Origin of the sequence: Clostridium sp. SHJSY1 (assembly GCF_031626875.1) — a bacterium.
In the GTDB taxonomy this organism is placed as follows: Bacteria; Bacillota; Clostridia; order Clostridiales; family Clostridiaceae; genus Clostridium.
The window spans coordinates 13,605-34,870 of record NZ_JANDMF010000027.1; the positions used below are offsets into that span (position 1 = coordinate 13,605).

At 29.7% G+C, this 21,266-nt stretch carries 24 protein-coding genes and 1 riboswitch; of the genes, 1 reads left to right on the forward strand and 23 read right to left on the reverse strand.

Going from position 1 to position 21,266, the window contains the following annotated elements; all coding sequences use genetic code 11:
• Positions 1-7: 7 nt before the first annotated feature.
• From NNC19_RS12805 to NNC19_RS12850, 10 genes are all read right to left on the reverse strand, one after another.
• On the reverse strand, positions 8-250 hold the full coding sequence (locus NNC19_RS12805) for a hypothetical protein (protein WP_310939056.1): 243 nt from the start codon (positions 248-250) through the stop codon (positions 8-10).
• 267 nt (positions 251-517) lie between these two features.
• Complete coding sequence (locus NNC19_RS12810; protein WP_310939057.1) at positions 518-1,159, reverse strand: precorrin-8X methylmutase; 642 nt, start codon at positions 1,157-1,159, stop codon at positions 518-520.
• An 11-nt stretch (positions 1,160-1,170) separates the two neighbouring features.
• Positions 1,171-1,695 (reverse strand): cob(I)yrinic acid a,c-diamide adenosyltransferase, encoded by a 525-nt coding sequence (locus NNC19_RS12815; RefSeq protein ID WP_310939058.1) that lies wholly within the window; start codon positions 1,693-1,695, stop codon positions 1,171-1,173.
• Positions 1,692-3,197: a cobyric acid synthase gene (locus NNC19_RS12820; RefSeq protein WP_310939059.1), complete on the reverse strand. Its 1,506-nt coding sequence runs from the start codon at positions 3,195-3,197 to the stop codon at positions 1,692-1,694. The genes NNC19_RS12815 and NNC19_RS12820 overlap by 4 nt, the downstream gene beginning before the upstream one ends.
• Before the next feature lie 86 nt (positions 3,198-3,283).
• Entirely contained in the window at positions 3,284-3,616 is a 333-nt protein-coding gene (locus NNC19_RS12825; RefSeq protein ID WP_310939060.1) for a hypothetical protein, read from the reverse strand.
• A 9-nt stretch (positions 3,617-3,625) separates the two neighbouring features.
• On the reverse strand, positions 3,626-4,387 hold the full coding sequence (locus NNC19_RS12830) for a class I SAM-dependent methyltransferase (RefSeq protein ID WP_310939061.1): 762 nt from the start codon (positions 4,385-4,387) through the stop codon (positions 3,626-3,628).
• 58 nt (positions 4,388-4,445) lie between these two features.
• On the reverse strand, positions 4,446-4,952 hold the full coding sequence (locus NNC19_RS12835; RefSeq protein ID WP_310939062.1) for an AAA family ATPase: 507 nt from the start codon (positions 4,950-4,952) through the stop codon (positions 4,446-4,448).
• Between the two features lie 64 nt (positions 4,953-5,016).
• A complete protein-coding gene (cbiB, locus tag NNC19_RS12840) occupies positions 5,017-5,991 on the reverse strand; it encodes an adenosylcobinamide-phosphate synthase CbiB (protein WP_310939063.1) in 975 nt (324 codons plus the stop codon).
• A 15-nt stretch (positions 5,992-6,006) separates the two neighbouring features.
• A complete protein-coding gene (locus NNC19_RS12845; RefSeq protein WP_310939064.1) occupies positions 6,007-6,597 on the reverse strand; it encodes a histidine phosphatase family protein in 591 nt (196 codons plus the stop codon).
• Positions 6,590-6,994 carry a bifunctional adenosylcobinamide kinase/adenosylcobinamide-phosphate guanylyltransferase gene (locus NNC19_RS12850; RefSeq protein WP_310939065.1) on the reverse strand — a complete coding sequence of 135 codons (405 nt, stop codon included), beginning with the start codon at positions 6,992-6,994 and terminating at the stop codon, positions 6,590-6,592. The genes NNC19_RS12845 and NNC19_RS12850 overlap by 8 nt, the downstream gene beginning before the upstream one ends.
• A gap of 194 nt (positions 6,995-7,188) precedes the next feature.
• Here NNC19_RS12850 and NNC19_RS12855 point away from each other — a divergent pair, with 194 nt between their 5' ends.
• Complete coding sequence (locus tag NNC19_RS12855; protein ID WP_310939066.1) at positions 7,189-7,500, forward strand: hypothetical protein; 312 nt, start codon at positions 7,189-7,191, stop codon at positions 7,498-7,500.
• 30 nt (positions 7,501-7,530) lie between these two features.
• On the opposite strand, the gene NNC19_RS12860 is transcribed toward NNC19_RS12855, so the two are convergent.
• From NNC19_RS12860 to NNC19_RS12920, 13 genes are all read right to left on the reverse strand, one after another.
• Positions 7,531-8,298: an adenosylcobinamide-GDP ribazoletransferase gene (locus tag NNC19_RS12860; RefSeq protein WP_310939067.1), complete on the reverse strand. Its 768-nt coding sequence runs from the start codon at positions 8,296-8,298 to the stop codon at positions 7,531-7,533.
• A gap of 63 nt (positions 8,299-8,361) precedes the next feature.
• Positions 8,362-8,958 (reverse strand): hypothetical protein, encoded by a 597-nt coding sequence (locus tag NNC19_RS12865; RefSeq protein ID WP_310939068.1) that lies wholly within the window; start codon positions 8,956-8,958, stop codon positions 8,362-8,364.
• A 69-nt stretch (positions 8,959-9,027) separates the two neighbouring features.
• Positions 9,028-9,555 carry a bifunctional adenosylcobinamide kinase/adenosylcobinamide-phosphate guanylyltransferase gene (locus NNC19_RS12870; protein ID WP_310939069.1) on the reverse strand — a complete coding sequence of 176 codons (528 nt, stop codon included), beginning with the start codon at positions 9,553-9,555 and terminating at the stop codon, positions 9,028-9,030.
• Positions 9,556-9,565: 10 nt separating this feature from the next.
• Positions 9,566-10,654 (reverse strand): nicotinate-nucleotide--dimethylbenzimidazole phosphoribosyltransferase, encoded by a 1,089-nt coding sequence (gene cobT, locus NNC19_RS12875; RefSeq protein ID WP_310939070.1) that lies wholly within the window; start codon positions 10,652-10,654, stop codon positions 9,566-9,568.
• Complete coding sequence (locus NNC19_RS12880) at positions 10,651-12,018, reverse strand: cobyrinate a,c-diamide synthase (RefSeq protein ID WP_310939071.1); 1,368 nt, start codon at positions 12,016-12,018, stop codon at positions 10,651-10,653. The genes cobT and NNC19_RS12880 overlap by 4 nt, the downstream gene beginning before the upstream one ends.
• Entirely contained in the window at positions 11,994-13,997 is a 2,004-nt protein-coding gene (gene cobK, locus NNC19_RS12885) for a precorrin-6A reductase (RefSeq protein ID WP_310939072.1), read from the reverse strand. The genes NNC19_RS12880 and cobK overlap by 25 nt, the downstream gene beginning before the upstream one ends.
• Positions 13,990-14,721, reverse strand: coding sequence for a precorrin-3B C(17)-methyltransferase (gene cobJ / locus NNC19_RS12890; RefSeq protein ID WP_310939073.1), 732 nt, complete (start codon positions 14,719-14,721; stop codon positions 13,990-13,992). Before cobJ ends, cobK begins: the two co-directional genes overlap by 8 nt.
• The gene (locus NNC19_RS12895; RefSeq protein WP_310939074.1) at positions 14,714-15,751 is read right to left on the reverse strand and encodes a cobalt-precorrin 5A hydrolase; all 1,038 of its coding nucleotides are present in this window, start codon (positions 15,749-15,751) and stop codon (positions 14,714-14,716) included. Before NNC19_RS12895 ends, cobJ begins: the two co-directional genes overlap by 8 nt.
• Positions 15,751-16,506 (reverse strand): precorrin-4 C(11)-methyltransferase, encoded by a 756-nt coding sequence (gene cobM / locus NNC19_RS12900; RefSeq protein ID WP_310939075.1) that lies wholly within the window; start codon positions 16,504-16,506, stop codon positions 15,751-15,753. The genes NNC19_RS12895 and cobM overlap by 1 nt, the downstream gene beginning before the upstream one ends.
• A complete protein-coding gene (gene cobI / locus NNC19_RS12905; protein WP_310939076.1) occupies positions 16,507-17,190 on the reverse strand; it encodes a precorrin-2 C(20)-methyltransferase in 684 nt (227 codons plus the stop codon).
• Positions 17,191-17,340: 150 nt separating this feature from the next.
• Positions 17,341-18,501, reverse strand: coding sequence for a cobalt-precorrin-5B (C(1))-methyltransferase CbiD (cbiD, locus tag NNC19_RS12910; protein WP_310939077.1), 1,161 nt, complete (start codon positions 18,499-18,501; stop codon positions 17,341-17,343).
• A 193-nt stretch (positions 18,502-18,694) separates the two neighbouring features.
• Positions 18,695-18,878: riboswitch (cobalamin riboswitch) on the reverse strand.
• Positions 18,879-19,111: 233 nt separating this feature from the next.
• A complete protein-coding gene (locus NNC19_RS12915) occupies positions 19,112-20,020 on the reverse strand; it encodes an MBL fold metallo-hydrolase (RefSeq protein WP_310939078.1) in 909 nt (302 codons plus the stop codon).
• Positions 20,021-20,157: 137 nt separating this feature from the next.
• The gene (locus tag NNC19_RS12920) at positions 20,158-21,069 is read right to left on the reverse strand and encodes a cation diffusion facilitator family transporter (RefSeq protein WP_310939079.1); all 912 of its coding nucleotides are present in this window, start codon (positions 21,067-21,069) and stop codon (positions 20,158-20,160) included.
• Positions 21,070-21,266: the final 197 nt, after the last annotated feature.

Genomic DNA, 21,266 nt, shown 5'->3' on the forward strand with positions numbered 1-21,266 from the left:
TCTTGAATTAAAGTTTTTGGTTTTTTTCAACTACTTTTTCTGATGGAGTTTCCTCTTTTTTAATATCATCAGTAACTTGTCCATCATAATGTAATACATTTCCTAAATCTAATTTTGGTCTAGTATTTTTTTCAGTTTTTAATAAAACTGCACCTTCTGCTATGTTTATAGGAATCACATTAATTATGAAAACTATAAACATAAGAATGGAAACAAGCCTAATCTTTGTACTTTTTTTAGTTTTTTCCATTTATTTCCTCACCCCGCTTTTTAGTATATATTCTCATTGGTTAGTAATATTAAATTATTTGTCGTTATCACTCCTTTTCTTGATTATATTGTAAATACTTGCAGATTATATCATGGATTATAATGGTTATCAATATATATTTTGCATTATTGATTAATAATTTATAAAATTATCAAAAAAAAACACTTATGAAATTACTCATAAGTGCTTTTATTATTAAAGTTTACATTTGATAAAACATTTTTATACCTTAAATATTTCCTTTTCCTATTCCCTATCATCATTTATCATATATAAAAGTGCATTGCAGATAGCAGCTGCTACATTGCTTCCACCCTTTCTGCCTCTTGCTACTATAAAATCTACTCCTGATTCCATAATAAGTTCCTTTGATTGAACTACATTTACAAAACCAACTGGCACTCCTATTACAAGCTTTGGATTAATTTTACCTTCTTTAATAAGTTCATATAATCTTACAAGAGCCGTTGGAGCATTTCCAATTGCAAATATTAATTCCCTATCAATCTGTGATGCTTTATCCATACTAGCAGTTGCCCTAGTTGTTCCATTCTCTTTTGCTATGGCAGCTACATCTTCATCAGACATAAAACAAAAAACTTCCCCACCATACTTTGCAAGTACTTTTTTATTTATTCCTGACTTAGCCATTTGAGTATCTGTAACTATACATGCTCCATTTTTTATGGCTTCCATAGCCTTCTTAGCAGCATCTTCTGAAAATTTCAAGCTATCTATATATTCAAAATCAGCAGTTGTATGAATGACTCTCTTTATAATTAATTCTTTATCTGGATCTAATTTTATGTCACCTAATTCTTCTGTTATAATTTCAAAACTTCTCTTTTCTATATCTCTTGGTAATACATTTTCAAGTTCAATTTTCATATTCATATCTCCTACATTTCTATTCCTTTTCTTGCAAAAATACCTTTGTCATAAGGATGTTTTATCTTTTGTATATTTGATACATAATCTGCAAGTTCAATAAGTTTTTCATCTGGATTTCTACCTGTCATAACCACTTCAAGCTTTTCAGGTTTATTTTTCAAAAATTCTATTAACTCATCTCTATCAACTAAGTTATAATTATAAGCAGCCATAATCTCATCTAAAACAAGCATATCATAATCTGATTCCTTACTTTTCTTTAAAACACTAGTTAATAAATTGCTATATACTTTTTTTGCCTCTACTTTTTGCTCATCAGTCATATTAAAGAAAAATCCAAAACTCTCTTCACAGGGTATTAAATCAATGTTTTCTATACTATTTAATATTTTTAACTCGCTTGAATCATTATTCTTTAAAAATTGTGTAAAGATAACCTTCATTCCATTACCTGCAGCCCTAACACTAAGACCAATTGATGTTGTAGTTTTTCCTTTACCTTCTCCACAGTAAATATGTACTAAGCCCCTCATACTCCTGCCTCCAAAATCTCATATATTTTTTTCATATCTAAACTTTCTCTTAAGCCTTTTGCTAGCAAATCATATTGCTCTTCTTTATAATTTGCAAAATCAAAGGTTTTAATATTTTCATAATCTAAGCCTTTATTTTTGAAAAGGATAGATATTATCCCCTTAACAACTTCCTCTTCATCAAAAATTCCATGCACATATGTGCCATATACATTATTTAAAGCTACTCCATCTACCTTTATTTTGCCTTCTATATCAGTAATCTCATTCATTGGAGCTGACTCATTTGATAATTCTGTTATTCCCATATGAATCTCATATCCTTGGAAATTAATATTTGTTAGTTCTTTTAATGGTCCATCTATATTTCTAAAACTTCCCTTTACTCTAGTTCTTGTTTTTTCTTTTTCAAAAGTAGTTTTAATAGGTAATAGTCCAAGTCCTTTTATACTTCCTCCAGATTCAACATGGTATGGATCAAGCAAGTTTTGTCCAAGCATCTGATATCCACCACAGACACCAAAAATTATTTTTCCTTTTGAAGCTTCTTTTAAGATGGCTGCTTCTACTCCTGATTGTCTCATCCACATTAAATCTTCCATTGTATTTTTAGTTCCTGGTACTATTATCATATCTGGATTTTTAATGTCTTCTGCTTTATTTACATATCTTAAAGATACTCCTTCTATATTTTCTAGCATATTAAAATCTGTAAAGTTTGATATTCTAGGAAGTTTTATTACTACTATATCAACAAGTCCTACACTTTTTCCTTTTGTAAATCTCTCTGATAAACTATCCTCATCTTCAATATCTACATGCATATAAGGTGTAACCCCTACTACTGAAATTTTACTCATATCTTCAAGCATTTCAATACCTGGGTCTAATATGGTTTTATCCCCTCTAAACTTATTAATTATAGTTCCCTTAATCATAGATTTTTCATCATCTTCAAGGAGCATTATAGTTCCAATAAGTTGAGCAAATACTCCACCTCTATCTATATCTCCTACTAATAAAACTGGGGATTCTGCAAGCTTTGCCATTCCCATATTTACAATATCATTCTCTTTCAAATTTATTTCTGCTGGGCTTCCAGCTCCTTCTATAACTATAATGTCATATTTTTTTGCTAATGCATTATAGGCTTTCATTACTTCTGGTACAAGACTTTTCTTATACTTAAAGTAATCTCTAGCATTCATATTCCCTAGAACTTCTCCATTCACTATTACTTGTGATCCTATATCATTTGTTGGCTTTAGTAAAATAGGATTCATTAAAACAGATGGTTTAATTTTTGCTGCTTCTGCTTGCACAACTTGAGCCCTTCCCATTTCTAAACCCTCTTCTGTTATATAAGAGTTTAAAGCCATGTTTTGTGATTTAAATGGTGCTACTTTGTATCCATCCTCTTTAAAAATCCTACATAGTCCTGCAACTACTAGGCTTTTACCTACATTAGACATAGTTCCTTGTATCATAATAGACTTTACCATATATTATCCTTAATGAGAGTACATTTTATAGATATAAAACTCTCACTAAATTCACCACCTTTCGCTTAATTTACTTTATAACAATATTACGATTTACGACTTATTAATAAAAAATCTTGTTTTAAATCAAAAATTATAGGCGAGCCTTTTTCTTCAGGATTCCACCCTTTATTTATGGCTTGAGAAATTATTACTTCTGCATCCTTAGGTTTAATAATCTTCAAATTCAATTCTTTAACACATGGGAAACTTCTCCAAAGCTTATTAATATCAGAATCTATATAAACTTCTAATCTTCTTCCTTTAAAATCATCTTGTTCAGCAACAAAAACTATATATCCATCATCAGGTGAAATTGTCCACCTATAAGTTTTATTTCCTATAACTATCTTTCTAGAGTTTTTATTTGGTATAGTCATATATTCCCTCTAATCTCTATAAATAATTTTAATTTTCTTAGCTCTTATAAATAAGAACTGTGGTCTTTTTGTTAATTTATCATATGTAGCTTGATTATTAATTTTAAATTCTTCTGTTGGCATTGGTTCTAACAACTTCTCTATTACAAAACCTGAACCAGTTACTGCTTCAATAATATTACTTAATGGTCTTCTGTAAAATTGTACTTTTACTTTTCCATTAGTAGTATTCCATTCATCTTCTAATAATTCTGTAAGAAAATAATTTTCTCTATTAAATACTGTAAAATCCATAAAAGGATGATGAACAGAAAAAATAAGTTGTCCCCCATCTTTTAGGATTCTGTGAAATTCACCCATTGCTATATCCCAACTTTTTAGATAATGAAGTGTTAATAATGATACTATAATATCTATGGATTTATCCTCAATAAAGTCTAATGTATTATTCAAATCCGCTCTTATGATCTCAGCTTTGTTTCCTACTCTTTTTTTAGTCATTTCTATCATATTTTCACTAAAATCTATTGAGATTACTTGTGCTCCATTATCTAATAACCATTTGGTATACCATCCAGCTGCACAACCTGCATCTAATACTCTTTTGCCTTTCACATCTGGAAGTAATGACAAAGTTCCTGGCCTTTCATAAAATGCGTTATGAGGCTTTGTATCCACATCATTAAAATAATACTCTGCCATTTCATCATAAGAATCAAGTGAAACTGAATCCTTATTTATAATCTGTTCTTGATTTGAAAAATTGCTCATCATAATCCCCCCATTAATCTAACTATTCCCTTAACCTTTTATTCCTGTAATATTATACTCATAATAAAAACTTATCATCTTGTATAATTTCCTTAACTGTTTCTTCTACGTTTAATAATGTTGTATCAAGATAGTATTTTTTACTATAGTCCATTGCTTTAAACTCATTCAATAATAGAACAGACCGTTCACCCATCTGACAATCTAACGGACGCATTTTATCACGTTTTATAATAGTTTCTTCATCAACCACTAAAATGCTTAATTTTATTTTTGTATTTCTAATTTTATTTCTTAAGTACTCCACATCTTCAGGCGTACATATATAATTAAAGACCACATCATATCCTCTATTAAGAAAATTCTTAATTATGTCTGTGCAATTTTCCCAAAACACTTCTAAATGATTGCCTTCAAGCCATGGTTTTACATAGCCTCCACACACTAAGTGATAGATATCATCACCTTCTATTAATGCTGACTTTTCCTTTTTTTCTGCTAGAACTTTAGAAATTGTTGATTTTCCCACCCCTGGAGGCCCAGTAATGATATATAAACAACTCATTTATTTTCTCCTTCTATTTATAATTTTTCATAGGAGTTTCCTTAATAGAATTCATCTTTTCCCCCTATTTAAGTACTAAATAAATAACCATAAGTTTGATAATTGAAAATAAAACAACTCCCATTGTTGATGTTATATATAACAATCTATTTGTTATTTTTATATCATCATACCTAATTTCCCTTATACAGTCCCCAATAGTCTTCTTCTTATAAAGTTCCCCAAAATAGTAAGCATCCCCAGCAAGTTGTACCTCTAATGCTCCTGCACAAACTGCTTCTGTTTGAGCTGAATTGGGACTTGCATGATTAAATCTATCTCTTTTAAAAATTCTATACGCATTTTTACTGTTTAGTTTCATAAATAAAGATGAAACTATCATTAAGTAGGCTGAAACCCTTGAAGGAATAAAATTTAAAACATCATCTAACTTCGCAGCTACTCTTCCAAAGTAAAGATATTTATCATTTTTATATCCAACCATTGAATCCATAGTATTTGCAGCTTTATAAAATACTCCAAGAGAACCTCCCCCTATTACCATAAATAGCATGGGAGCAATAATTCCATCTGAAATATTTTCAGCAATTGTCTCTACTGTAGCTTTAGTTACTCCTTCATTGCTCAAACTTTCAGTATCTCTTCCAACTATCATAGAAACCTTCTTCCTAGCCTCCACTAAGTCATCTTTTTCTAATTCTTTATAAACTTTCATACTTTCATCTTTTAAAGATTTTGTTGCTAAAAGCTGATAACAAATTAGACTTTCTATAAATAACTTAAAATAAATATTTATCTTTCCTGCTAAATATAAAATAAAAATAGAGATGCCAGTAGATATGGATAGTACAAATAAAACTAAAAATACTCCTCCTATAAGCTCACCTTCTCTATTCTTAGGAAATATTCTCCTTAATATTTTTTCTATTATACTTATTAAATTTCCTATTGCTCTAACAATATGTGGCATCCAAATTGGGTCTCCAAAAAGCAAGTCTAATATAAACCCTATTATTAATGCAACTAATGATAATAACATAAATCTTCTCCCATTCTAAATTTCAGATACAACCTTAACTTTTTTCTCTCCACTTATCCACAATTCTTCATTAATTTCTATAAGATATCCACAACAATTTTCCACCTGCCAGTTATAAAAATCTTTATGAGGATAAGAATACTTTTCTAAAATAGCCATAATAGTTCCACCATGAACAACCATTGCAGCCAAATTAAACTTTGACTCAGTAATATTATCCACAACTTCATCAAAAGCTCTTACACATCTTAGTTTAAAGGTTTCATGTTTTTCTCCTTTTGGAAAAGCTATTGTTCCATTACTATCAATCCATTTTTGATAGTATATATCATCTTTTAAATCTTCATAATTCTTATTTTCAAAATCACCAAAATCACATTCACTTAAATCATCATATATAATTGAATTCATATCTTTGTAGATTAACTTTGAAGTTTCTACACATCTTTTCATAGGACTTGAATAAACAACTTGAACCGCTGGAAACTCCTTAGATTTTATTATCTCTATTCCTTCTAGTGATAATTCTTCATCTGTTTTACCTATATATCTTTTATATAAATTCCCCTGTGTTTTTGAGTGACGAATCAATATAATTTTAATCATTTCTATCTTCCTTAATAATATTTCCTATTCCACAAACTACTCTATGTACTTCTTTTGCCTCTTTAGCAACTTCACAGCATATTCTGCCTGTAACCTCTCTATATTCCCTATCAAATTTTTCAATAGGGACAATTCCATATCCTATTTCATTAGATATTATGACAACTTCAGGATTATCTTTAATAATATCTCTAACTATACCTTTAATATATTCTATATCCTTTTTCTCACCTAAAAGTCTTCTAATGAATAAATGAAAATTATAAATAATAGGTTTTGAAAAAAACTTTTCTAGATCATCCTTTGAACCATCTGCTATGTTGCTTTCATCATACCCAGTCAAATCTAAAGCATATTGTAATTTTCCTTGAAATTTACCACCAATAATAAAAATCATTATTTATTTTCAATGAGAGACTGTACTCCCTCACCAAAACTCCCTTCTCTTTATACTATTTTTTTCATATAACATATTATTCACTTTATTAAAATTCACCATATTTTAATATTGTAAAATAAAAGTCTTATTATATTAATGAATGTATATTTTTATCAAAACTTCACAAAATATTGGACAGAGAGGTGTATAAAATGAAGTTAAGAATATTTATAATAGTTTTTTTAATATCTACATTTGCTTTTACTGAAAGTCCAAAAGCAATTTTTGTATCAAATACCTATAAACAAGGTATCTATAACATTTCTGAATCCAAAGAATTTTTGGCTACTGCTAAACTTATAAAAAACCCTCCTACAACCTTTATAATAATTGATTCAAATGGTAATCAAAAATATTTCAAAAAGTTTGATAATTTTGAGGAAACTATAAATCTAGGTTATATTAGGGATGGAGATCTTATCATAGTAGCTGGTAATGGAGAAATAGCTGTAAGTAGGTCATAATATTACATTGAATAATATACATATTATTCTTTACAAAAAAGCATAAATTAACTTACTTAAAATCACAACTGTAAAAGTCATTACAAGTTCACAAACTTGCAAAAAATATCCTGCTAAATCTCCTGTAATCCCTCCAAATTTTTTAATAGACATATTTTTATAATATATAAATGTTAATAATGCACTTAATAAACATACACTACCCAAAATCTTATTTACTAAAATCATGGATATACCACATAACACAATATACACATATGCAGCATACTTAACCCTATTCTTTTCAGAAGCCTTTGAAAAACTTGAGGCTAAACCACTATTCTTTGCACAAGGTATAGTTACAATTCCTAAGCTGCTTAAAGCTCTTGATAAAACAAATCCTATTCCAAGAATTATTAGAGAATCTCCCTTAACTTCACTCCATACTCCTAAAGATAATAAAAAATATATAACACAACTAATAAGTGCAAAAGCTCCAATATGTGAGTCCTTTAAGATTTCTAATTTTCTTTCTATTGGCTGATATGAATTTATAGCATCCATGGTATCTACAAATCCATCTAAATGAATTCCTCCTGTTACTAATACAGGTATAACAACATACCCAATCACTCTTAATATATCTCCTATGAGTAATTTTTCTGATATAAATGACCACAATACCAATAGCATTCCTATAACAAGCCCTACAAAAGGGAAAAATATCATTGCATATTTCATATTTTCCTTATTCCAATCTGTTTTTGGCATTGGAATCTTAGAATACATTGAAAATGCTATTTTAAATGAATTCCACATAATTTATATTTAGTGAAAGAGTGTATTACAAGTTACCAAACTCCCACTAGTTCACCACCTCTCTTATACTTCTTTATAATATGTTTCTGCAATAAACTCAAAATTAACATCTTCTTTACTTACAAAAATTGTACTATTATTATACTCACTTAAACAAATACCTGTAATTACATCAACTATCTCAATTTCAACTAAATCAAATTCAACTTTATGTGCTTCTTCAACATCAAGTCCTCCTGTTAAAAAGTGTCTTCCATCGCCAAAAGCTTTAAATACAAGCAATTTATTTAATAAGTCTTCTTGCCTTAATACATTCCAACTTCCATTTACTAATACTCTTAAATATAAGGATTTTGGTATACATTCTATATGATTAAATCTCTCATAACAACTAAATGGAATATTATAAGTATGACTTTCTTTCTCTAATACAGTTATCCCATATTTATATTGAAAAGTAACATAAACCATTTGATAAAACAAAGGTTCAACAATATCATCCCATGAATCATAAGCAAACGCAATTATTGGAATCAAATGTGGGTATAAACTTTTTAGAGTGTTACAGAAATTCAGTAAAATTTCTGTATCGCTTAAAAAGACTAGTGCTTCTTCTATCATTTCATAGTTATAATTTTTTATCTCTCTTCTATCAATCATTTATTTACTCCTCCCTTAAAATTTAAGAGAAATGATTTTCACTTAAATTTTATATATACTCTCTAATAATCAAGATTTCTCTTTCCATTTATGAAATATAGGAATAGAATAAACCACTTCAATTACGCTATCTGCTTGTTTACCAATTGAAGAATTTATTTCACCAATATTCTTTATATATTTTTGAGTTTCCTCATCATAGTTCATTCCATCCGAAAAAACTTCATTTGATACTATAACTAAGTTATCAGAGCATTCTTTAATCCATTCTACTCCCTTTAAAATCTCTGATACAGTTAACTCTTTTGCTCCATCTTCCAAATACATTTCATTAGCAACTAAATTAGATATACATTCTAATAGCACTGTTGAATTTTTGGGTATCTCTATTTCTTTTAAATTAATAGTTTTTTCTATTGTTAAGAAATTCTTTTCTTTTCTTAGTTCCCTATGCCTCTCTATTTTCTTCAAACATTCATCATCATAAGGAAACATAGTAGCTATATAAATTAAATTCTCAGATTTAAATGAAACAGAAATTTCTTCAGCTCTTTCTGATTTTCCACTTCCACTTCCACCAGTTATTAATACAAGCATCTCTACTCCTTTAAACTTTTGGTGTATATTCTTCTATTTCTATATCTCCAAAAGTACTCATCTTTTCATATACTTCACAAGCCATATTTAAAATAGGGAAAACTGCAACAGCACCTGTCCCCTCTCCTAAACACATTTCACATGTTATAAAAGGCTTTAATCCAAGAGATTCAATTAACATATTTCCTGCTGGCTCTTTAGATACATGAGATGGTAATATATAATCTATAACTAAAGGTTCTATCTTTACTGCAACAAGTGCTGCCACTGCTGATATAAATCCATCTATAACCACTGGAACTTTAGCTACAGCTCCACCGATAAACACTCCAACAAGCCCAGCTATATCATATCCACCAACCTTAGCTAATACATCTATAGCATCCTTAGAATTAGGCTTATTTATTTCTATTCCTCTTTTTATAGCATCTATTTTTCTTTCCAATCCTTTTGAAGATAATCCAGCACCTCTTCCAGTAACTGTTTCTACTGATTCATCTAAAAGAACAGAAGCTATAGCACTACTTGTTGTAGTATTTCCAATTCCCATTTCACCAGTTGCAATAATATTGTAGCCCTTACTCTTAAGTTCTATAGCTAAGTTTATACCAATCTCTATAGCTTTTATTGCTTGCTCTCTTGTCATAGCAGGCTCTTTAGCTAAATTCTTAGTTCCATAAGATATTTTTCTCTTTAAAACATGAAGAGGTTTTATCTCACTTTCTTCATCTAAAAACTCTTCTGTATCACTTACCATTCCAATATCAACAGGATAAAGATCTGTCCCAGCTAATTTTGCCATAATAGCTACACTTGTTTTTTCTTTAGTAAAATTCTCTGCAACTATTCTAGTTACTTCACTATCAGCTTGAGTAACCTTCTCTTCAACTACTCCATTATCTGCACACATAATAACCAAGGCTTTTTTCTTTAAACTTACATTGCTACTCCCTGTCATACCTGCTATTTTTATAATAGTTTCCTCTAATAGTCCAAGGCTTCTTAAAGGTTTTGCTATACTGTCCCAACGTCTTTGACTTTCTTCCATAACCACTTTATCTAGTGGAGTAATACTTTTTAATGCTTCTTCTAAATTCATGATAGACCCCCAAATTCTATACATCTTTTTATAAATTTCTGTGGTATTTCAATATTAGAATAATAATATAAATGCGGAAACCCAGCTAATAGATTATTAGTTGTATTTATACACTTCCAACTTCTTTTCCTTAAAGGCTTTTCTGCAACAAAGCTTTCTCCACAAGATTCACTATCCCAATAATGAAATTCATGAGCTTTTATAGACACACCTTCTTTGCAAAGAAAATTATCTTTTGTAGCTTTTAGATTTATGTATCCGAATCGTCCAAGCTTTGAAGTTTTATATGCCTTTCCTCTTATTGCACCTACCATATTATGAAATTTCTTTTCATTATCCTCCATACTTTCATGTAAATACATGAAACCTCCACATTCAGCTATACATGGAAGCCCTTTATCTATAGCATCTTTTATCTCTTCCTGCATTACCTTATTATTACTTAAAGCTTCTGCATAAAGCTCAGGATACCCTCCCCCTAAGATTAATCCACTAATATTTTTTGGTAGTTTTTTATCTCTTATAGGGCTAAAATACTCTATTGTAGCTCCCATTTCCTTTAGTATCTCTATATTTTCTTCATAGTAAAAACAAAAAGCTTCATCATATGCTACTGCCACTTTAGGGTTTCCTTCTAACTTTAAAATCTCTGGTTTATTATACTCCAATTCCTTTGTACTATTTGCAAGGTTAATTATTTCTTCTATATTTATAGTCTTCTCCAATTGATTAGAAAGTTTATTTAATTTCTCTTTTAAATCTACTATCTCATTTGGCGTTACAAGACCTAAATGTCTACTTTCAATAACTAAATCCTTTAATACTGGAACATACCCAAATACCTTTATACTTAAATTTTCTTCTATTAATTTCTTAATCTGAGGATACATCATTTCAGAAATTTGATTAAGTATAACTCCTTTAATCCAGCTGTTTTCTTTAAACTCTAAAAAACCTTTGATTATAGGAAGAATAGAAAGGCTCATACCTCTACAATTAACAACCAAGATAACTGGAGTATTAGTAACATTTGCAACATCATATGAACTAGCCTCAGTTGATATTCCAGCAAGGCCATCATAATAACCCATTACACCTTCTATAACTGATATATCCATATCTTTTGTAGCTTTATTTATCAAATAATAAATTGTATTTTTATCTGCAAAGAAAGTATCTATATTTCTTGATTTTGTTCCAATTACTTTTGAATGAAACATTGGATCAATATAATCTGGTCCACATTTAAAAGATGTAACTTTCATTTTTCTATTAACAAGTGCTTGCAACAATCCACATGTAATCATAGTTTTTCCACTTCCACTTGAAGTGGCTGCAATCATAACTCTTGGACTTCTCCCCACTTCATATCATCCCCTTTACATGTGATTATGTATATTGGATTTTGTCCAATCATCATATTATACTTTCCTAAGGCTTTTCCTTTTGATATAGCAACTTGCACTATTTCTACATCTACCAAGTTAAATTCTTTAATACACTCAATAGATTCTGAAATAGTCTCTAAAGTAATAGCATTAATAACTATTTTAACCTTTGGATTCTTTTCTAATAATTTTCCTATTATACTTCTTAAATTACCTGATGTTCCTCCAATAAAAGCTCTAGTTGGAGGAGGTAATTCTTCCATCATGTCAGGTGCAACCCCTTCTATAATCTCAAGATTAGAAGTCATAAACTTTTTCTTATTTTTCCTTAAAAGTTCAATTGCTTTAGGATTTTTTTCAATAGCAAATACCTTTCCTTTGCCAACCCTTAAAGCCATTTCTACAGAAACAGAACCTGTTCCAGCCCCTATATCATAAACAATAGACTCTTCCTTTAAACTCATTTTAGAGATAGAAATAGCTCTTACTTCACTTTTTGTCATTGGGACTTCACCACGTATAAATTCTTCATCTGTTAATCCATGAGTAGCTGAACTATCTATAAACTTATCATTATCTATAAGCATTACACTAAGTGAATCAAAATCTTGTGAAATAAAACTTCTTGCTAATCCTTTATGTATCTTTTCATTTTCATAGGATAAATTTTCTCCAATAGCTACCTCTAAATTTCCTAAACCATACTCTACTAACTCTTCACATATCTTTTTGGGACTATAATCTCCTCCAAGTAATAGAAATGTTTTCTTGTTATGCTTTACTGCATCTAAGAAATTTTCTTCTCTTCCATGCAAACTTAAAAGTTTAACATCATCCCAAGACGTACTGAGCTTTGAGCAAAAATATGAAAGAGAAGATATTCCACTAACAGTATGTACATCATAGTCTTTTAATTTTTCTAACAAACTCTTTGCTCCACTAAAAAATCCAATATCACCAGATAAAGCAATTGCAATTGAATTATATTCTAAGTGATCTTCAACAAAATTAACTATTTCATCATATTTGTATGAATTAAAAGTTGGCTTATTAAAGCTCTTTAAAGCTTCTAACATCCTTTTAGCTCCAATAATTACATCTGCTTCTTTAAATGCTTTCTGCCCTTCTCTAGTTAAAGAATCTAAACTTCCCATTCCAATTCCGACTAAATAAACTTTTCTCTTAGGCTTATTAACTAAAAATCTTTTGTTTATAATTTTTACAGTATCTGAGTAAGAAAACCCTTCTTCCTCCATTGGTCTACCTATTACTATAGATTTTGCACCTGCTTTACTTGCAGCCAATACCTTTTCACTAAATCCTCCAACTTTTCCTGATTCTTTAGTAACCATATATTTTGCTGATGTATGCTTTAACATCACATAATTTAGCTCTTCACTAAATGGTCCTTGCATACAGATTAAATGCTTACCTTCAAAGCCAAGCCTCGTACATTCATCAACAACCTTAGTTGTTGATAAAACTCTTGCATAGATTCTTTCCTTATAATTATCTATAGCTGCAAACTTAGCTAACTCCTTGCTTCCTGTTGCAACAAAAATATTACCAACAGTTTCTTTTAAATAATCCACAGCCTCATCCACAGAATTTACATAAACAATATTTTCACTTAATACTCCTTGTTCACTACTACGTATTAATCTTAAATACTCTGTTTTAGTGACCTTACAAGCTGAAATTACATTTTTTGAAACTTCAACTGCGTAAGGGTGAGTTGCATCTATGACTAAATCAAACTTTTCTCTTTCCATTAAACTTACCATTTCCTCTTCATTTAATGGTTTAGAGGAAACTTTTATATTATCTCCATCTACAAGAAGTTTTTCACCATATTCTGTTGCAACACAAGCATAAACATTTATATTATTTTTAACAAGATAACTAATTATTTCTCTTCCTTCAGTAGTTCCTGCAAAAACAAGGATATTATACATTTTTATATCCCCTTGGAGTTACCATTTTACCATTTATATTCTTTGTTTGAGAGTTACCAATATAAACTGTAGTGAACATGTCTACTTCTTTATCTCTTAATTCCTTAAGTGACATAACTTCCATAGCTTCACCTTCTCTTCCTATATTTCTAACAACTCCACAAACTGTATCTTCACTTGCAAATTTTAATACAATATCACAAGCTTTTTGCAGATAATCATGTCTCTTTTTACTTGAAGGATTATATAAACAAATTCCAAAATCAGCTTCTGCAGCACATTGTAATCTCTTTTCAATCTTTTCCATTGGAGTTAGTAAATCGCTTAAACTAATAACAGCAAAATCATGTATTAATGGTGCTCCAAGAACAGCTGCTCCACTTGAGGCTGCTGTGATTCCAGGTATAATTTCAACCTCTACACCTTCATACTTTTCACCTATTTCTAGTATTAATCCTGCCATTCCATATATTCCAGAATCTCCACTACATACTAATGAAACATTTTTACCTTTTTGTACTTCTTCAAAAGCAAGGATGCAACGATCAACTTCCTTTTTCATAGGTGTAGTTAAAAATTCTTTATCTCCAAAATGATTTTTAATTAAATCAACATAAACTGTATACCCAATAATAACTTCACTTTCTTTTAAAGCATTTATAGCTTTAATTGTCATTTGCTCATATTCACCTGGTCCAATTCCAACAACATATAATTTATTCAAAACTTACACTCCAATCTTCTTCAGATATGGCAACTGTAACGCCATTTTCTGCTCTCTTCTTTATTATTAATTTCCCATTATTACTGCCAAGTGTTGCTGCTCTTTCACATACATTACTTACACCAGTAACACTTTTAACAAAGGTAGACTCACTAAAATTACCTTCCAATGCATTCAATTCATCAGCAGTATATGTTATAAACTTAAATCCATACTTTTCTACAAATTGAATTAGTCCCTTTTCATCTTTTTTTAAATCAATACTTGCTACATTTTTAACTGCACTAATTGAAATATTATTTTCATCTAAAACTTTCATAACAAGATTTTCTATTTTGTCTATACTTGTATCTCTTCTACAACCAATCCCTAAAGTCAAAATCTTAGGAATTAAATTTAGAGTATTTACAAAAGGACTTTTCCTTTGTACTGAGATACAAACTCCAATTTCACCATTTTCTAAAATCTTGAGTTCTTTAGGCACTTTACCTTTTATTTTATAATCACTAGCTACACCTATATCCACATTATCCAAAATTTCACTAGAAATCTTCTTTGCCATAGTCATATCACTTATATAAAGATTCTCTTTCTTTGCAAAAACATCAACTGAGAACTTATCATTAATATCTGTTGCTGTAGTTATTACTGGAGTTGAATTTAAAATACTTGAAATTTTCTCTGTTAAAGAATTTGCTCCACCTATATGTCCAGATAAAATAGGAATAGTAAACTTCCCTAATTCATCTATAACAACTATAGCTGGATCTGTTGTTTTTGACTTAACAAAAGGTGCTATGGCTCTTACTGCAATCCCTATAGCTCCTATAAATATAATTGCCTCTTTTTTATAAAAATGTTCTTCTGTCCAATTCTTTAATCCATTTTTCAAAGAAAATAATTCAAGCTCTTCAGCTGATTTATAAGTTGTGAAAGACTCACAATTATATCCAAGTTCACTCAAACTACAGCTTAATTTCTTATTTAATAAACTCCCTTTTTGAGTAAAACTAATTAATGATATTTCCACTACTCTATACCTTTTCTAAATTCAGTAGTAAACTTTGGATTATATAAATCTGAACGGCTATACTCTGAGTTAAGAACATCTCCAACAATAATAAGTGCTGTTTTTGTTATTCCATTTTCCTTTGCAGATTCAGCTAAAGTTCTTACAGTACATCTTACTACCTTCTCATCATCCCAAGTAGCTTTATAAACTATTGCTGCAGGGGTATCTTCTTTATACCCACCAACTACTAATCTTTCTTGTAGCTTTTCTAATAAACCTGTACTTAAAAAAACAACCATAGTTGCATTATGGGTTGCAAGTTTTGCTATCTCTTCTTTCTCAGGAACACCAGTCCTTCCAGCCATTCTAGTAATTATTACTGTTTGAGATACGTCTGGCAGTGTATATTCTAAGTTTAAGGCTGATGCTGCACCACAAAATGAACTTACTCCTGGACAAACTTTATACTCTATATTATGTTTATCTAATATATCCATTTGTTCTCTGATAGCACCATAAATACTTGGATCACCTGTATGTAATCTTACTGTCATTTTATTTTCTTTTTCAGCATTTAAAATAACTTCAATAACTTCTTCTAAAGTCATCTTTGCACTATTATGTACTTCACAACCTTCTTTTTTATACTCTAAAAGTTCTGGATTAACCAAAGATCCTGCATATATAATTACATCTGCCTCTGATAATAATTTTTGTCCTCTAACTGTAATTAAATCAACTGCCCCTGAGCCAGCTCCAACAAAATTAACCATCTATTTCTCCTTTACTATTATTAAAGAATAATAACTTGAATCATCTTTAATATCATTTATATCTCTATATACTTTTTCATTTTCCATACCACAATTTTCAATCATAACTGCATTACATTTTACACTATTTAAAATTTCTCTAACCTCATTCATCTTTTTACCTGATTTCATAAGTACCTTTGTCCCTGGTAAACTAAGAGCATCACTAATTTGGTAAGATGCTGGAATTACATGAAGTTCATCAGAGTTTTCTACTAACCCCTCATTTATCCTAGCTGCTGCTGCACAAAAAGAAGGAATTCCACTTATTATCTCGGTATCATAACCTTCTCCCAAAACAAGCCTATGAATATATAAATATGTAGAATAAATTGTTGGGTCCCCTAAAGTTATAAATGAAATTTTCTTTCCCTGATTAAGCTTTTCTATAATAGCTTTAGCCCCTTCTTCATGGCTCTTTTTTAATATATTTTTATCCTTTGTCATAGGCATTGATATGTAAAGTATTTCTTTTTCTTCTAAACTTGGTACAGATTGAACTGCTATTTTATATGCAACACATCTTTCTTTCTTAGTGCTTGGAATAGCAATAATATCACTACTTTCTAATATTTTTACAGCCTTTAATGTAAGTAATTCTGGATCTCCTGGTCCTACTCCAACTCCATATAATTTTCCTTCCATTACTTTTGTTCCCCCTCATCTGAGGCATATTCCAGAAAATAATAAGTCAGCATGCTGGTCTATTTTCTGTCATACTTTGTCAGCATGTTCACCTAATAGCCCACTATTAGGTGAACATACTTCCTTGTCTGACAAAAAATATACATCGCATCAGAGCCTTATTATTTCCCTCCATATGCCTAATTTATTTAATATTTCTTTTACATCTTTTGTTTCTCCAAGAAGCCCATGTTCATTAGAAAACATTATAGCTCCTACTAATAGTCTTTTATCTGCCCTTTTATTTAAATAAAAATCTATCTTCTCCATTACAAGATTCATAGTTTCATTCTTAATTTTTCCCTCTTCAAGGATATTCAAAGCTTCATCTGTAGTTATGCATCCCATAACTTTCTTTAAGAGGCTACCTTCCCCCCCTGTTAAAAGAGCATTTGCAGTAATTATCTCCATCCTGGCATCTGCATTTTTAGAATGGGTGTTCATAATGCCTCCAGCCAGTTTAATAAGCTTTCCAATATGACCAATAAGCAAAATTCCTTTAAGATTAAACTCATTAGCTATATCTATAGTATCTCCAATAAAATTGCTACATTTAACAGATTTGCTTATATTAATTTTCATATTATTATGTAAAAAGTTTTCACCATAATTTCCTGGAGTAACTACTAAATATTCAGTTCCATTAGCTGCTAACTGTTTAATTTCTACTCTAATGGTATCAATAAGTGCTGCTTCACTCATAGGCTCAACTATACCTGTTGTTCCTAAAATAGAGATTCCACCTACTATACCCAGTCTAGGATTAAAAGTTTTTTCAGCTATTTTTTCACCCTCTGGAATAGAAACCTCCACATCTATACCACCTTGATAGTCATTTTCCTCACAAATTTCCTTAACTGCATTATGAATCATACTATATGGAACTTTATTAATAGCTGCACTACCAACTGGACATTCTAATCCTTTTCTTGTTACCCTTCCTACTCCAATGCCTCCATCTATAACTATTTTTTCACAAGTATTTTGGGACACTTTAGCATAAACTAACATTCCATGAGTAACATCAGGATCATCTCCACTGTCTTTTTTAATAGCACACTTTACATAATCTTTGCCTTTTTCTATCTCTAATACTTGTAAGTTTAGTAGCATTCCCTTGGGTGTCATAAGTTCAATATTGTTTATTAAATTATTTCTTAAAAGCATTATAGTAGCTGCTTTAGCTGCTGCTGCTGCACAAGATCCTGTTGTATATCCATATTTTAGTCTTTTATTATTTTTGTATATGTACTTTTCATCATCTTTTACCATATCACACTACCTATACTCAAAATATTTTTATAAAAAAATACCATTGCCCTTTAATATAAGACTAAATCTAATATTAATTAGGTCAATGGTATTATATGTATGAGAGCTATATTCTCCAAAATTGTATTACAAAAAAGTGGTATATCCACATCTCTTTGTATAAATTTAAACATATAACTCCGGTAACCGCAGGGTTATTGAATAAAATACAAGCAGGTATTCTGGCTTATAGATCATCATATGAACTTACCTTCCCAAGAAATTTTTCAAAGTGGTCTAAAAATTAGCTCATACTCCTTATTTACAGCAACGGACTTGCGTGGGATTTACACCCAACTTCCCTATTAATCTATTGAACTTGCATTCCATACTAATTAAGGAACATGAAAATAAATAACGAGTCCAAATTTGCCATGAATATTTTTCATCAGTCAAGGAAGCAGATTGGTCTCATAGCTGGCTATTAGGGCAACCTGCTGACACAGGATGATGGAAAATAGTCTGGCAGATTGACTTGTTATTTTTTGATTGTCCCTTAAGTATAGTTTATACTAAATTTATTCTTTTTATTTGATTATAGTATTGAATTTATACTACGTCAATGTGAATCTTAATTCTTTGTCTTCTTGCTCTTAGTGTCCTCTTTAGTTTTTTTATCTGAATAAACATATACTTTTTTACCATCTGAGTAAGCCCTTACTGTTCCATTCAAATCTGTTCTAAATACTTTTTTAGATTTTAATTTTTTTAATGTACTATCTGTTGGATGTCCATACTTATTATCCTTTCCAACACTTATTATGGCATATGTTGGACTTACCTTTTTCAAAAAGTTATTACTTGTAGAACTATTGCTTCCATGATGCCCAACCTTCAACACATCAGTACTTACATCCAATCCATTTTTAAGAATTTCACTTTCACTTAACTCTTCAGCATCTCCCATAAATAAAAATGAATTACTTCCATACGTTACTTTAACTACTATAGAATAGTCATTTAATTCTTTATAATTATCTCCATTTGGTGCTAAAAAAGTTAACTTAGCCTTTCCTACATTTATCTCTTCACCAACTTTTGGAGCCTTCATTTGAAGATTTTTCTTTTTAAGTGAATTAACCATATTTTCAAAAGTTTTTGTATTTGTTGTTATCTTAGGAGCATAAAAAGTTCCTACGTTCATCTCATCAATGACTTTATCCATTCCTCCAATATGGTCCTCATGAGGATGAGTTGCTATTATGTAATCTAAAGTTGTAACACCTAATTTTTTCAAATAATAATATGCATCATCTTTATTATCTCCAGCATCTATCAAAATGTTTTTCCCATCTACTTGAATTAATTCAGAATCGCCTTGTCCAACATCAATATAATGTATTACTAAGTCACTATTTGAATCAACTTTTGCAGAAATATCCTCTTCATTACTAAAATTACTGCTTGTCCCACATGAGGTTATAAATACTGAAAATAGAACCATTATTAATAGAGATAGTATTTTTTTTACCTTTTTCATAAGTCTCCTCCTTCTTAACATGCTATATTTTAACATAAACAACAATTCTATCAAAATCTAAATTACCCTAATGATAATTTATCAACTAAAAAAATCGTAATTATTACTAAATACGATTTTTTATAGTTATTTATTATTTAATCATTTTTACAATTTGTTTTATTTGAATAGTTACACTCACCACAACCACTTGTACATGATTCTAAGTGTATCATAACTTCAGTCTTTTTTAATGAAGATTCTAAATCATATTCTATTTTATCACATATATCATGAGCTGATTTTACAGACATATTCTCTGGAAATACCAGATGCAAATCAATATACTTTATATTTCCCGATTTTCTTGTTCTTAAATTATGAAAATCACAATATATTGAACTATATTTAGCAATAGAACTCTCTATTCTTTTAATTTCTTGATCAGATAATTTATAATCTAATAAAGGATTAAATGCAGATTTCAAAAGATCAAATGCTTCTTTTAATATAAATAAAGCTACTAAAATTGCAACTACAGGATCTAAAAAATCAAGTTTTGTTACCCATATAAGTAATAGTCCAACACCAACACCTAAAGCCGTATATACATCAGTTTTTAAATGAAGAGCATCAGCCTCTAATGCTACTGAATCTTCTTGCTTAGCTACTTTATATAATTTTCTTGAAACAATAAAATTAACAGCAGCAGAAATGAACATAACAATAAATCCAAGAGCAAATGATCCAACTTCCTCACTAGGAGATATAATCTTTTTAACTGATTCATATATTATCCATATTGAAGCCACAAAAATTAATAACGCTTCTATAACCCCAGAAATATTTTCAACCTTTCCATGTCCATAAGGATGATTTTCATCTGCAGGCATATCTGATATTCTAACTGAAAAGAAGGCAATTATAGCTGCTATTAAATCCATGGTGGAATGAATAGCTTCAGATATTATACTTACAGAACCTGTTATAGTTCCTACAGCTAACTTCATAGCTATTAAAATTGTATTTGACATTACTGAAAGTCTTGCAACCTTTGTTTTATTATTCATCAAAACCTCTCCCAAAATTTTACTTATATTCTCATTTGAAATATTTATTAGACTAATAATAATCCATAATCCCTTTAAAGTCAACGATTAGTTTTATGAAGTTTATTATCAATTGATATTAATAGTTACTACTGTAAAATTTAATTTCTAATTTACAAATATAAGAAATATTAATATTAAGTTTTCCCCTATTATTT